The 12,939-nt window shown below is 63.6% G+C and carries 10 protein-coding genes; 7 read left to right on the top strand and 3 right to left on the bottom strand.

All coding sequences use genetic code 11. The features are described 5' to 3' along the window. Positions 1–34 precede the first annotated feature (34 nt). A complete protein-coding gene (locus ACF8SD_RS23540; RefSeq protein ID WP_173889714.1) occupies positions 35–529 on the top strand; it encodes a GNAT family N-acetyltransferase in 495 nt (164 codons plus the stop codon). Positions 530–550: 21 nt separating this feature from the next. Here the strand turns inward: ACF8SD_RS23540 and ACF8SD_RS23535 are convergent, their stop codons facing one another. Then, positions 551–1,375, bottom strand: coding sequence for an aldo/keto reductase (locus ACF8SD_RS23535; protein WP_173889712.1), 825 nt, complete (start codon positions 1,373–1,375; stop codon positions 551–553). 247 nt (positions 1,376–1,622) lie between these two features. On the opposite strand from ACF8SD_RS23535, the gene ACF8SD_RS23530 reads away from it, so the two are divergent. Then, on the top strand, positions 1,623–2,501 hold the full coding sequence (locus ACF8SD_RS23530) for a DMT family transporter (RefSeq protein WP_009682408.1): 879 nt from the start codon (positions 1,623–1,625) through the stop codon (positions 2,499–2,501). A 12-nt stretch (positions 2,502–2,513) separates the two neighbouring features. On the opposite strand, the gene ACF8SD_RS23525 is transcribed toward ACF8SD_RS23530, so the two are convergent. Next, entirely contained in the window at positions 2,514–3,422 is a 909-nt protein-coding gene (locus ACF8SD_RS23525; protein ID WP_392485243.1) for a LysR family transcriptional regulator, read from the bottom strand. A gap of 363 nt (positions 3,423–3,785) precedes the next feature. Here ACF8SD_RS23525 and katG point away from each other — a divergent pair, with 363 nt between their 5' ends. From katG to ACF8SD_RS23510, 3 genes are all read left to right on the top strand, one after another. Continuing rightward, entirely contained in the window at positions 3,786–6,044 is a 2,259-nt protein-coding gene (gene katG / locus ACF8SD_RS23520; RefSeq protein ID WP_173889710.1) for a catalase/peroxidase HPI, read from the top strand. A 156-nt stretch (positions 6,045–6,200) separates the two neighbouring features. Then, positions 6,201–7,412 (top strand): M24 family metallopeptidase, encoded by a 1,212-nt coding sequence (locus tag ACF8SD_RS23515; RefSeq protein ID WP_173889708.1) that lies wholly within the window; start codon positions 6,201–6,203, stop codon positions 7,410–7,412. 141 nt (positions 7,413–7,553) lie between these two features. After that, positions 7,554–8,888, top strand: a complete 1,335-nt coding sequence (locus ACF8SD_RS23510) for an MFS transporter (RefSeq protein WP_392485242.1) — start codon at positions 7,554–7,556, stop codon at positions 8,886–8,888. A gap of 59 nt (positions 8,889–8,947) precedes the next feature. Here the strand turns inward: ACF8SD_RS23510 and ACF8SD_RS23505 are convergent, their stop codons facing one another. Then, on the bottom strand, positions 8,948–9,955 hold the full coding sequence (locus tag ACF8SD_RS23505) for a GlxA family transcriptional regulator (protein WP_173889704.1): 1,008 nt from the start codon (positions 9,953–9,955) through the stop codon (positions 8,948–8,950). A gap of 181 nt (positions 9,956–10,136) precedes the next feature. Between ACF8SD_RS23505 and pssA the strand changes: the two genes are divergently transcribed. Together pssA and ACF8SD_RS23495 are read left to right on the top strand one after the other, a co-directional pair. Then, positions 10,137–11,465 carry a CDP-diacylglycerol--serine O-phosphatidyltransferase gene (gene pssA / locus ACF8SD_RS23500; RefSeq protein WP_173889702.1) on the top strand — a complete coding sequence of 443 codons (1,329 nt, stop codon included), beginning with the start codon at positions 10,137–10,139 and terminating at the stop codon, positions 11,463–11,465. 292 nt (positions 11,466–11,757) lie between these two features. Further along, complete coding sequence (locus tag ACF8SD_RS23495; RefSeq protein WP_173889700.1) at positions 11,758–12,903, top strand: GGDEF domain-containing protein; 1,146 nt, start codon at positions 11,758–11,760, stop codon at positions 12,901–12,903. Positions 12,904–12,939: the final 36 nt, after the last annotated feature.

Here is a 12,939-nt window from a genome sequence, read left to right as displayed (position 1 = left end):
TCTAGAATCCGCCGTTTTACCCGAGCGCCGCATCATGCCGCCTATCACGCTATTGCCAACCACCGCCGACCAGGCGCCGCTGATCCGCAACCTGTACCAGTTCTATGCCTATGAATCTTCCGACTGGGAAGAGGAAGATGTGGAACTGGACGGCCGCTTCTACATTCATGACGAACACCTGCAGCGCTATTGGCAGGCTGCCGGCTGGGGTGCCTACCTGGTGCTGGCCGACGGTTTCATCGCCGGTTTCGTGCTGGTCGAGCGCAGCGAGCTGCCTGGCATTCACGCCCTGGAGCTGGCCGACCTGTTCATCTTGAAGAAGTACCGCCGCCAAGGCATCGGCCGGGCAGTGGCGCTGCAGTTGCTCGGCGACGGGGGCGACTGGCTGCTGCGTTGCTATGCCCAGGACCCAACCGCGGTGGCATTCTGCGACGCAGTCCTGGGGAACCTGTCGCGCCCAGTGCGGGCCATTGACCTGGCAGATGAGCCCGCATTAATCAATTACCTGGTGAGTGGCGCCCGCCACTGAGCGCCTCCCGCGCGGCCCTGGTCAGCTATTCCAGTCCGGGGCAAAGGCCGGGCTGACCACTCGCTGGTCTTTCGGTAGCTCGGCAATCGCAGCGCGGTCCTCGTCATCCAGTTGCACGTTCAGCGCCGCCAGGTTGGCCAACTGGTTTTCGCGGCTGCTGGCCTTGGGGATCGCCGCCACACCGTCCTGGTCCAGTAACCATTTGAGCGCCACCTGGCTGGGCAGTACGCCGTGCTTGCCGGCAATAGCCTGGATCACCGGGTGCGCCGCCGCCTGGCCGCGGGCCAGCGGGGTATAGGCGGTGAGCAGCAGATCGTGGCGACGGGCGTAATCGAGCAGCGGCTGCTGGCCGAGCAGCACGTGGTACTCCACCTGGATCGCCGACAACGGCGCCCCGTGCTGTTCCACGACCTCGCGTAGCAACCCCAAGGGGAAGTTGGCCACACCAATGTGGCGTGCCTTGCCTTCTTCACGCAGGGCCACCAAGGTCTCGATACTGCGGGCCAGGTCTTCATGCTGGCCGGGCCAGTGAATATGGAACAGGTCCACCTGCTCGGTGCCCAGTGCCCGCAGGCTGGCTTCCAGCGACGCGCGCATTGCCTTGGGTTGCAGCCGGTCCCACCAGACCTTGGTGGTCAGGTGGACCTGCTCGCGCGGGACCTCGCTGTCGCGCAGAGCCTGGCCGACGGCGGCTTCGTTCTCGTAGGCGGTGGCCGTGTCGATGTGCCGGTAGCCTAACTCCAGTGCCTGGCGCACGGCCTGGGTGCACGCGCTGCCGGTCATTGGCCAGGTGCCCAGGCCCAGGGCAGGCAGTTCCAGGCCGTTACGGGTTGTGAGCCTTTGCATGTCTATTCCTTGTACAGTGTGCCGGGTGAGGCTCCATGGTCGATGATCAATGCGGCACGGGCCATGCGCGCGGCGCGCAAAGTGGTCGATCAGCGAACGGAAATTGCGTTCAGCCCCGGCCTGCGGCAAATGAACTTCCTTATGTTGCGGCATCTCTTCTAGAATCCCAGCTGTTGCATCCGCCAGGCTCCGCTTGCGCGGTCATCCCCCTGGCGCGGCCTATGGCGGCGTCGTCATCGAGAGAGCCATGAGTTCCAGTACACCGTTGTCCGGCGTCAACAAACCCTTGCGTGGCATCGCCCTGGTGGTGGTAGCGACGTTCCTGTTCGCCAGCCACGATGCCTTGTCCAAATTCCTCGGCGGCCTCTACCCGATCGTGATGGTGGTATGGGCGCGCTATGTGGTGCATACCCTGCTGATGGCCGGCATTTTCCTGCCCAAGGCCGGCCTGAACGTCCTGCGTACCCGCCGCCCGCTGTTGCAGACCTTGCGCGCCCTGAGCCTGCTGAGCACCAGCCTGCTGTTCACCACAGGCTTGCAGTACCTGCCGCTGGCTGAGGCAACGGCGGTCAACTTCCTCGCCCCGGTGCTGGTCACCGCATTGTCGGCGCCATTGCTCAAAGAGCGGGTTACCGTGGCGCAGTGGGTGGCCGTGGTGCTGGGTTTCATCGGCGTGCTGGTGGTGGTGCACCCGGGTGGGGCCATGTTCACCCCGGCGATTCTGTACCCGTTCGGCTCGGCGTTGGGCTTCTGCTTCTATCAGTTGCTGACGCGTATTCTCGCCGCGCATGACAGCCCCACCACTAGCAACTTCTATGCGGGGCTGTGCAATACGCTGGCGATGAGTGCGCTGGTGCCGTTCTTCTGGGAAGTGCCGCGCTGGGACCATGCCCTGCTGATGTTGGCGCTGGGCGGTTTCGGCATGACCGCGCACCTGTTGCTGACCCAGGCATTCCGCCATGCGGCACCCGCGTTGCTGGCACCGTTCAGCTACTGCCAGATCGTGTTCGCCGGCTTGCTTGGCCTGGTGGTGTACAGCCAGGTACCGGATACCTTGAGCCTGGTGGGTATCGCGGTGATCTGCCTCAGCGGCCTGGGGGCGGCGTGGATGCAGCGGGGCAAGTAAGCCTGGCCATCGTCAAGGCTGGCTGGCCATGAACTGCATGATGCGCTCGCGCAGCCAGCGCTCGGCCGGGTCGTTGTCCTGGGCGCCACTCCAGACCATCGACAGCTCGGCCTCGGTGATCTCGAACGGTGCAGGGTCGGCGCGTAGACAACTGTCCTCGACCAGTGCACAGGCAGCGTAGTCAGGTACCGTGGCGATCAGTTCGGTGTTGCGCAGCAGGGCGCGCAGGCTGCCGAACTGCGGCACCGCCAGCACCACTTTGCGGGATCGACCGATCCGCGCCAGGTCGAGGTCGATGTTGCCGCTCATGTCACCGGAGAACGACACCATCACATGCGGCCGGGCACAGTATTCGTCGAGTGTCAGCGGCCCCGGGCGAGCGTCGGCGCGCAGCACCCGTACGCCGATATCGCGCAGCTTGCGGCGCTTGGCGGTTGCCGGCAGGTCGGTGGTGTAGCTCACTCCCACCGAGATCTCACCGCTGGCCAGCAAGCCCGGCATCAACAGAAAGTTGGCCCGCCGGACCACCACGCTGATGTCCGGCGCTTCTTCACGCAGGGCCTGCAGCAAGGCCGGAAACAGGCCGAACTCGGCATCGTCCGACAGCCCCAGGCGGAAGACGTTGCAACTGCTGGCCGGGTCGAACTCGCGAGCGCGGCTGATGGCCGCGGAAATCACATCCATGGCCGGGCCCAGCTCCGCGAAGATCTGCATCGCCCGTGGCGTGGGCTCCATGGCGCGCCCGCTGCGGATCAGCAGGGGGTCGTCGAACAGTTCGCGCAGGCGGGCGAGGGCGGCGCTGACGGTGGACTGGGTGATGAACAGCTTTTCACCAACGCGGGTGAGGTTGCGTTCGATCATCAAGGCTTCGAACAGCACCAGCAGGTTCATGTCGACGCGGCGCAGGTCGTTGCGGTTCATGAGGCTTGGGTTCCGAAGCTAAGGGGTTTGCGCTGTATTGAAGCACGGGCCGCCGCGTCGTGCCTTGTATGGATGTGCCGGCGGCCTGGTGGCTGAAGCTGCGGCGCTGAAAGAGCCAACCTATCACCGCCAAACAGCTGCTCTATTAGACCTGCGCCCAGGCTGGGCTAGTCTTTCCCCTGGCCCCGCGAATTCCGCGCTCCGGTGGGGGCAGCACCCCTGTGCAAGACCGCACCCACCTGTTGTGACAGCTTCGCAAGGCCCCGTTTACACCTGATCAGGCAAGGCACGTACGCCTGCTCGGCTGAGCGAACATCTGGCACAGACCGGAAAACTGGATAATCGACCCATAGGTACCCGCAGATGTCGAACGAATCGAAATGCCCGTTCCATCAAACCGCAGGTGGCGGCACCACCAACCGTGACTGGTGGCCTGACCAGCTCAACCTCAGAATTCTGCACCAGCACTCGTCCAAGTCTGACCCCATGGACCCGGACTTCGACTATGCCAAGGCCTTCAAAAGCTTGGATTTCCAGGCCCTGAAGCAAGACCTGACCGCGTTGATGACCGATTCGCAGGACTGGTGGCCGGCCGATTTCGGCCACTACGGCCCGCTGTTCATCCGCATGGCCTGGCACAGCGCCGGCACCTACCGCATTGCCGATGGCCGCGGTGGCGCAGGCTCTGGCCAGCAACGCTTCGCACCGCTCAACAGCTGGCCAGACAACGTCAGCCTGGACAAGGCCCGACGCCTGCTGTGGCCGATCAAGCAAAAGTATGGCAACAAGATTTCCTGGGCCGACCTGATCGTGCTCACGGGCAATGTGGCGCTGGAGTCGATGGGCTTCAAGACCTTCGGCTTCTCTGGCGGCCGCGCCGATGTGTGGGAGCCGGACGAAGATGTCTACTGGGGCTCGGAAAAGGTCTGGCTGGGCGGCGATACCCGCTATGGCAAGGAGCAGGCCAAGGCCCAGCCGCCCGGGCAAGGGGACCTGGTGGCAGAGCCCGCCAAGCACCCGCAGGAACAAAGCCGAGACCTCGGTGGCGAGCGCAACCTCGAGAACCCGCTGGCCGCCGTGCAGATGGGCCTGATCTACGTAAACCCGGAAGGGCCGGAGGGCAACCCCGACCCGGTCGCATCGGGCAGGGACATCCGTGAAACCTTTGGCCGCATGGCCATGAACGATGAAGAAACCGTGGCGCTGATCGCCGGCGGCCATGCCTTCGGCAAGACCCACGGTGCCGGCCCTGCCGACAATGTCGGCCCCGAGCCGGAAGCCGCAGGGCTGGAACTGCAGGGCCTGGGCTGGGCCAACAGGTTTGGTACCGGCAAGGGCGGCGACACCATCACCAGCGGCCTTGAAGTGACCTGGACTTCGACGCCGACGAAGTGGAGCAACGAGTACCTGAACAACCTGTTCGACTTCGAGTGGGAACTGACCAAAAGCCCCGCAGGTGCCCACCAGTGGACACCGAAGGAAGGCAAAGGCGCGGGCACCGTACCGGATGCCCACGACCCGGCCAAACGCCACGCGCCGTCGATGCTCACGTCTGACCTGGCGCTGCGCTTCGATCCGATCTATGGGTCTATCGCCAAGCGCTTCAAGGACAACCCTGAGCAACTGGCAGATGCTTTCGCCCGCGCCTGGTACAAGCTGATCCACCGCGACATGGGCCCGCTGGCGCGCTACCTGGGCCCGGAAATGCCCAATGAAGAGCTGCTGTGGCAAGACCCGATCCCGCACGTCGACCACCCGCTGGTGGGCGAGCAGGACATTGCCGCGCTCAAGGCCAAGGTGCTGGCCACGGGCCTGAGCGTGGGCGAGCTGGTGGCCACGGCCTGGGCTGCAGCATCGACCTTCCGGGGCTCTGACAAGCGCGGCGGTGCCAACGGTGGTCGCTTGCGCCTGGCACCGCAAAAAGACTGGGTGGCCAACCAGGGCACCGGCAAGGTCGTTGCGGCGCTTGAGCACATCCAGGCCGAGTTCGCTGCCAGCGGCAAGCACATTTCCCTGGCCGACTTGATCGTGCTGGCCGGTGCCGCTGCCGTGGAGAAGGCTGCCAAGGACGCCGGTCATGACCTGAGTGTGGCGTTTCGCCCGGGCCGTGCCGATGCTACGCAGGCACAGACCGACGTGGAATCGTTCGCCGTGCTGGAGCCGCTGGCGGATGGTTTCCGAAATTTCAGCAAGGGCCGCTACAGCGTCAAAGCCGAGAAGTTGTTGCTGGACAAGGCGCAGCTGTTGACCTTGACCGCGCCGGAAATGACCGTACTGATCGGCGGGCTGCGCGTGTTGGGTGCCAACCATGCGGGGAGTCAACAGGGCGTATTTACCGACAAGGTCGGTACCCTGAGCAACGATTTCTTCCGCAACCTGCTGGACATGGGCGTGGAGTGGAAGCCGACTTCGGCAGACAACGAAGCGTTCGAAGGCCGCGACCGCAAGAGCGGGCAAGTGAAATGGAGCGCAAGCCGCGTTGACCTGGTGTTTGGGTCGCATGCGCAGCTGCGCGCGTTGAGCGAGGTGTACGGCAGCGGTGATGGCGGCGCCAAGTTCGCGCGCGATTTCGTTGCCGCCTGGGAGAAGGTCATGGAACTGGACCGTTTTGACCTGAAGTGAGGAACCTGCGGGGGCTGCTGGGCAGCCCCCTTCGCCATTGGCGATCCCGCCAATTCCAGGTCGGATAGATACAAAAGTGCCCTTGTCGGTTCTGTTGCAATGCTTCTCAGGCGGCCGGCCTGAACAGCGTGCTCACAACGACAAGGAAACCCGACCATGCAAATGCCCAAGACCCTGAAAATCCGCAACGGCAACAAGGTGCAGCCGACCTTTTCTGCCCAGGAATATGCCGCCCGCCACGCCCGGCTGCGGGCGTACATGGCGGAACACGACATCGAAGCGGCCATTTTCACCTCGTACCACAACGTCAACTATTACAGCGACTTCCTCTATTGCTCGTTCGGCCGCCCCTATGCGCTGGTCGTTACCCAGGACAAGGTCGTCTCGGTCAGCGCCAATATCGATGGCGGGCAACCGTGGCGGCGTACGGTCGGCACGGACAATATCGTCTACACCGACTGGCAACGTGACAACTACTTCGTCGCGATCCAGCAGGCGTTGCCCCTGGCCTCGCGCATTGGGGTGGAGTACGACCACCTCAACCTGCAGAACCACGCCAAGTTCGCGGCCTGCTATCCGAAAGCCGAGCTGGTGGATATCGGCGCGCCCTGCATGCGCATGCGCATGATCAAGTCGGCCGAGGAACAGGCGCTGATCCGCCACGGTGCACAGGTAGCCGATATCGGCGGGGCTGCGGTGGTCGAGGCACTGCGTGACCAGGTGCCGGAGTACGAGGTGGCGCTGCACGCGACCCAGGCGATGGTGCGCGAGATTGCCCGACGCTTCCCGGATGCCGAACTGATGGACACCTGGACCTGGTTCCAGTCCGGGCTCAATACCGACGGTGCACACAACCCGGTCACCAGCCGCCGGGTTGGCAAGGGGGAGATCCTGAGCCTCAACTGCTTCCCGATGATCGCCGGCTACTACACCGCCCTGGAGCGTACGCTGTTCCTCGACCACTGCCCGGAGGCGCACTTGCGGCTATGGCAGGCCAACGTCGAGGTGCACGAAGCCGGACTGAAACTGGTGCGCCCAGGCATGCGCTGCAGCGACATTGCCCGTGAACTGAATGACATTTTCCTTCGCCATGACCTGCTGCAATACCGCACCTTCGGCTATGGCCACTCATTCGGCACCTTGAGCCATTACTACGGCCGCGAGGCCGGGCTTGAACTGCGCGAAGACATCGACACAGTGCTGGAGCCGGGCATGGTGGTGTCGATCGAGCCGATGATCATGCTGCCCGAAGGGCGGCCTGGGGCCGGTGGCTATCGCGAGCATGACATCCTGATCGTCAACGACAGCGGTGCCGAAAACATCACTCGGTTCCCGTATGGGCCGGAGCACAACATCATTCGCACATAAGACTGATGCCGGCTTCATCGCCGGCACGCAAGCGCCCTGAGGGCGCCGGTGTGTCGGCGCCAAAGCCACTACACACAACAACAATATCCCGTATGACCACCACACCCTGCCTCCAATTAGAACAACCATGGGGTACCCGTCATGTCCAGCACCACCCTTGACCCATCCGCCGTCGCTGGCGTTTCGCACAGCGCCGAACGCCAAGCCCTGCGCAGGGCTGCCCGGGCCAGTTTCATGGGCAACTTCGTCGAATGGTTCGACTACGCAGCCTATGGCTACCTGGCCACCATCATCGCCGCCACCTTCTTCCCGCAGGCCGACAAGGCCACCAGCCTTTTGGCAACCTTTGCAGTGTTCGCCCTGTCGTTTCTGGTACGCCCATTGGGCGGCATCGTCTGGGGCCATTTCGGCGACCGGTATGGCCGGCGCAAGGCGTTGTCGTGGTCGATCCTGGTCATGTCGCTGTCCACCTTCTGCATCGGCTTGCTACCCGGTTACGCCCAGATCGGTCTATGGGCGCCGGCGCTGCTGTTGCTGATTCGACTGGTGCAGGGGTTTTCCGCTTCGGGTGAGTATGCCGGTGCAGCAGCGTTCCTGGCCGAGTACGCGCCGCCGGGCCGGCGTGGCTTGTACACCAGCATTGTGCCTGCCAGTACCGCGGCGGGCCTGTTGTTCGGGGCAGCGTTCGTCGCGCTGTTGCATGAAGCGCTCAGCAATGAAGCCCTGCACAGCTGGGGCTGGCGCCTGCCGTTCCTGCTAGCGGCGCCGTTTGGCCTGGTGGGGCGCTACATCCGCATCAGTTTGCAGGACACGCCCAAGTTCCTGGAAATGGAGCAGCGCCTGGAAGCCAAGGCCGGCATGGCTCCGGCGCCCTTGCGCGAACTGCTCGGCCAGCATCGTCGCAGCCTGGCTATCGGCATGGGGGTTACCTGCCTGAACGCGGTGGCGTTCTATTTGCTGCTCAGCTACATGCCGACCTATCTGTCCACTGAAATGGGCATGAGCGAGCGGGACTCATTCATTGCTTCGACGGTGTCGCTGGCCACCTATATCGGCCTTGTTTTCCTGATGGGGCGGCTGTCTGACCTGTTTGGACGCAAAACCATGCTGGTGGTGGCATCGCTGTTGTTCCTTGGCCTGACCGTGCCGCTATTCAGCCTGCTGGACGGGCAACCGCTGCTGGTGATCCTGGCGATCCAGATTCTGTTCGGTGCGATGCTGGCCATGAACGACGGGACCTTGCCGTGCCTGCTGGCAGAGCTGTTTCCCACGCGGGTGCGCTTCAGCGGTTTTGCTTTGAGCTTCAATGCGGCCAATGCGCTTTTTGGCGGCACTGCACCGTTCATTGCCACTTGGCTGATCCAGGTGACCGGCAGCAAATTGGCGCCGGCGGGTTACTTGCTGGCAGCGGCACTGGTGGCGCTGGTGGCCATGCTGATGTGCCGGGAAACAGCTCACTCTGCGCTGGAAGATTGACTCACCTGGCTACGCACGTCGCGCAAAGGGTGCGAACCTGACCTAGCCCATGACCCCTGTCAGTGCAGCGAGGCCTGCCGCCGCTCGCCCAGTGGTGACAACCCGAAGAACCGGCTGTAGCTCTTGGAGAAATGCGCTGGCGAACTGAACCCGCACGCCAGCGCCACTTCGCGCACCTGCACATCGCTGCGCAGCAGCAACTCCCGTGCGTGCGACAGGCGCAGTTCCAGGTAGTACTGGCTGGGGGTGCGTTGCAGGTATTTGTGGAACAACCTTTCGAGCTGGCGCACGGTCACCTCGTTGAGGCTGGCCAGCTCCTCCAGGGTCAGCGGTTCCTCGAGGTTGGCCTCCATGATCGCCACCACCTGGCTGAGTTTGGGCTGGGCACTGCCGAGCAGGGTGCGCAACGGCACCCGTTGGCGGTCGCGCTCGCCACGCACGCGATCGCACAGCAGCAGTTCGGCGGCCTTGGCGGCAATAGCCTGGCCACCGGGCTCGCGGGCTACCAGTTGCAGCATCATGTCCATCGCCGCCACCCCGCCCGAGCAGGTATAACGGTCGCGGTCCAGCTCGAACAGCTGGCTGGAGATGACGATGCCGGGAAAGTGCGCTTGCAGGGTTGGTAGGTCTTCCCAGTGGATGGTACAGCGGTAGCCGGTGAGCAGCTCGGCCTTGGCCAGCAGGTAACTGCCGGTGCAGATACCGCCCAGGGGCAGGTGTTGCCGTGCCAGGTGGCGCAGCCACTCGATCAGCGGGCGGTTGCCGCGGCCACGGTCGATCGGGTTGGCGCCTACCACCAGCAGCGTGTCCAGGGCAGGGGCGTTGGCGATGCTGTAGTCGGGTAGTACGCGCATGCCGTTGCTGGCCACCACCGGTGCTTCATCCGCCGCAATCAATACACTGCGAAACAAGGGTTGGTGTGCGGCCAGGTTGGCCATGCGCAGTGTTTCGACGGCCGATGCCAGGCCGATCGTGGTGAAATTGGGCAAAATCAGAAAGCCGAAGGTCTTGACCGAACAACGCTTTACACTAGAAAGCGGCGGGTTTGCAGAAACGGGGTGGACCATTGCGCTGTACCTGTGCAAGCTGAGCCGTGGTTTGTCAGGGGCAGTGAGAAAACAGGGCCTCGCGTGGTGCTTGTTGTTATAGGTCGTTGCCGGGTCGATCTTACACCCAGGGCGCAGCGGCCAGGAATGGCTCTGCCCGTTGGCAGGGCCGACAGTGATCGCATAGAGAAGGTGATTGTCAGTGAACCCCGAAACCTTGCTGGCAAGCCTGCCAGGCTACGCTATCGCACCCGACTCGATTCAGGTGCTGCCCGATGCCAAGGCCTACCGTGCCTGCCTGCTCGAGCGTATCGGCATGGCCACCCGGCGCATTGTCATCGTGGCCCTGTACCTGCAGGAAGACGAGGCAGGCCAGGAAGTACTGGACGCCTTGTACCAGGCCAAGGCCGCGCGCCCAGGCCTGCAAATCACCGTTGTGGTCGACTGGTTCCGCGCCCGCCGCGGGCTGCTGGGGGCCGGGCGTCAGCCGGGCAATGCGGCCTGGTACCAGGCCCAGCGCCAGTTGCACGGGCTGGAGATCGCCATCCATGGGGTGCCGGTGCAGACCCGCGAGCTGTTTGGGGTGTTGCACCTCAAGGGCAGCATCATCGACGACTGTGTGATCTATACCGGTGCCAGCCTGAACAACGTGTACTTGCACCGTTTCGAACGCTACCGCCTGGACCGCTATCACCTGTTCCAGTCACCGGCACTGGCGGATGCCATGGCCGACCTGGTGCAGCGCCTGCTGCATCCGGCCGCCACGCCGCGTCTCGATCTGCCGGCGCCACCTTCTACCCGTAGCCTGCGCGGTGACATCCGGCGCCTGCGCGCCCGGTTGCGGCGCATGGCCTATCAGGCCCCGGCCCCTGAGCCAGGGCAGGGCCTGCGGGTCATACCGCTGCTGGGGGTGGGCCGAGGCAACCGGTTGAACCGGGCCGTGTGTGCGCTGCTGGCGGCGGCGCAGGCGCAGATCATCATCAGTACGCCGTATTTCAACCCGCCACGTGTCGTGATGCGCGAGCTTGACCAAGCGTTGGCGCGGGGGGTGCGGGTGGAGTTGATTGTCGGCGACCGCACAGCGAACGACTTCTATATCCCGCCAGGTGAACCGTTCAGTGCCAGTGGCGCGTTGCCTTACCTGTACGAGGACACCTTGCGCACCTTCGTTCGGCGCCGCCAGGCGGCGATAGCCAGCGGGCAGCTACAAGTGCGCATCTGGAACGATCCGGGGCATACGTTTCATGCCAAGGGGGTGTGGGTCGATCAGCGTTATTCGCTGCTGACCGGCAACAACCTGAACCCGCGGGGGTTCAACCTGGACCTGGAGAACGGCTTGCTGATCGACGACCCGCATGGGCAATGGTTGGCGCCGCGTGAAGCGGAGCTCGACGGGTTGCGCCGGTTCGCGCCGCCGATCGATTCACTGGAGACCTTGGGCGTGAAGGCCGAACACCCCAAGGAAGTGCGTCGGTTCCTGCGGCGGTTGCGTTACAGCCGCCTGGAGCCGTTGATCAAGCGGGTGTTGTGACACCGGCTGGAGCACAGCGCGGTAGCGTAACGATCTGGCGCAAGGAAATGGCTGCCTGGGCCTGACCGTGGGCCTCATGAAGGGAAGGTGGCTGATCGTCAGGTCAGCTATTCAGCCTGCGGTGATATCAATATGATATCGGTGCTGCCGCAGGCGTTCCTGCGGTTGAGCTATGATTTACAGGCTCCCGACCAGAGCCCCTCTGAAAAGTCATCACAAGCGCATACAATCGCGCCCTTTTTCCTTGTTAACCAGATAGGCCCAAGCGTATATGGCGCTAGATCCAGCTACGATGCTGACCATTTCGGTTGCCCTGGCAGCAGCGGCTGCCCTGTATTTGGCAATTGAATGGCGCAGTGTTCGCGAGTCCTCGCTTCTGTTGTGGAGCGCGGGCTTCGCCACCATCACGGTCGGTTGCGTGCTGGCCTTGTTGCGCGGGCTCGGTTTGCTGTTCATCGGCATCTGGTTCGCCAATGGCTTGCTGGTGGTGGCCCATGGGTTTTTCTTGTGGGGTGTGCTGCGCTTTACCCAAGAGCGTTTGTCACGGGCGTGGCTGATCATTGTGCTGGTCTGGTTCGCCTTGCTGCTGTTGCCCGTGGGGCCGCAGTGGTCGAAGGTGATGTTGATGGTCAACTCGTTGCTGGTGGCGGCGCTGACCCTCAAGGCGAGCCTCCTGTTGCGGCCCCATGGCAAGTCGTTGAGCGTTGGCGCGGTGCAGCTGCGCTACGTGCTGTTGCTCCATGGTGTGTTCTATGTGGTCAAGGCAATCATTGCGATTGCACCGGGTACCTTGATTGACCTGGCCACGTTTGGCGGGCTGATCATTCAGGTTTCGCTGGTGGAGGGGGCGATGGCGATCATGCTGATTGCCTTGTCGATGACTGGCACCGTGCGTTACCGACGCGAGGAGCGGATTGCCCGGTTGGCGGCACGCGACCCACTGACCGCGCTGTACAACCGGCGGGCCCTGGAAGTGCGGGCAGCCCCTTTTTTCAAAAACGTCAGCCCCACCCAGCCCGGTGCTTTGCTGCTGATCGACATCGACAATTTCAAGCTGGTCAATGACCTGCATGGGCATATTGCCGGGGATCGGTTGCTGGTTGCCCTGAGCGAGATGATCCGTACGGTGCTGCCGGAGCGGTCGCTGGCAGCGCGTTTGGGCGGGGACGAGTTTGTCATATTGCTCAGTGGCACCAGCAATGAGCGGGTGTTGGACCTGGGTGGGATCTTGCGGGAGCAGTTCCAGCTGTATGCGGGCAAGACGGTGCCGACGCCGGAGGCGGTGACGCTGAGTATTGGCGCCACCTTGTTCGACCAGCCGCCGGCGAGTCTGGCGGCACTGATCGAGCAGGGTGATGTGGCGTTGTATCAGTCCAAGCGGGGTGGGCGGGACAGTATTCGTTTTGTCGAGCGGTCGATGGCGGGGGTTGGCCAGTGAGGCTTCAGCCTTGGTCAGCCCTGATACGATCCCTGT

Origin of the sequence: Pseudomonas sp. CJQ_9, assembly GCF_043106615.1 — a bacterium.
Classification (GTDB): domain Bacteria; phylum Pseudomonadota; class Gammaproteobacteria; order Pseudomonadales; family Pseudomonadaceae; genus Aquipseudomonas; species Aquipseudomonas juntendi.
Note: the sequence above shows the minus strand (reverse complement) of the source record. Positions and strands in the feature narration are given on the sequence as shown.

Excerpts from the sequence above, each read along its gene's own strand:
- ACF8SD_RS23540 (WP_173889714.1), top strand. The coding sequence starts at position 35 with ATGCCGCCTATCACGCTATTGCCAACCACCGCCGACCAGGCGCCGCTG.
- ACF8SD_RS23535 (WP_173889712.1), bottom strand. The coding sequence starts at position 1,375 with ATGCAAAGGCTCACAACCCGTAACGGCCTGGAACTGCCTGCCCTGGGC.
- ACF8SD_RS23530 (WP_009682408.1), top strand. The coding sequence starts at position 1,623 with ATGAGTTCCAGTACACCGTTGTCCGGCGTCAACAAACCCTTGCGTGGC.
- ACF8SD_RS23525 (WP_392485243.1), bottom strand. The coding sequence starts at position 3,422 with ATGAACCGCAACGACCTGCGCCGCGTCGACATGAACCTGCTGGTGCTG.
- katG (WP_173889710.1), top strand. The coding sequence starts at position 3,786 with ATGTCGAACGAATCGAAATGCCCGTTCCATCAAACCGCAGGTGGCGGC.
- ACF8SD_RS23515 (WP_173889708.1), top strand. The coding sequence starts at position 6,201 with ATGCAAATGCCCAAGACCCTGAAAATCCGCAACGGCAACAAGGTGCAG.
- ACF8SD_RS23510 (WP_392485242.1), top strand. The coding sequence starts at position 7,554 with ATGTCCAGCACCACCCTTGACCCATCCGCCGTCGCTGGCGTTTCGCAC.
- ACF8SD_RS23505 (WP_173889704.1), bottom strand. The coding sequence starts at position 9,955 with ATGGTCCACCCCGTTTCTGCAAACCCGCCGCTTTCTAGTGTAAAGCGT.
- ACF8SD_RS23495 (WP_173889700.1), top strand. The coding sequence starts at position 11,758 with ATGCTGACCATTTCGGTTGCCCTGGCAGCAGCGGCTGCCCTGTATTTG.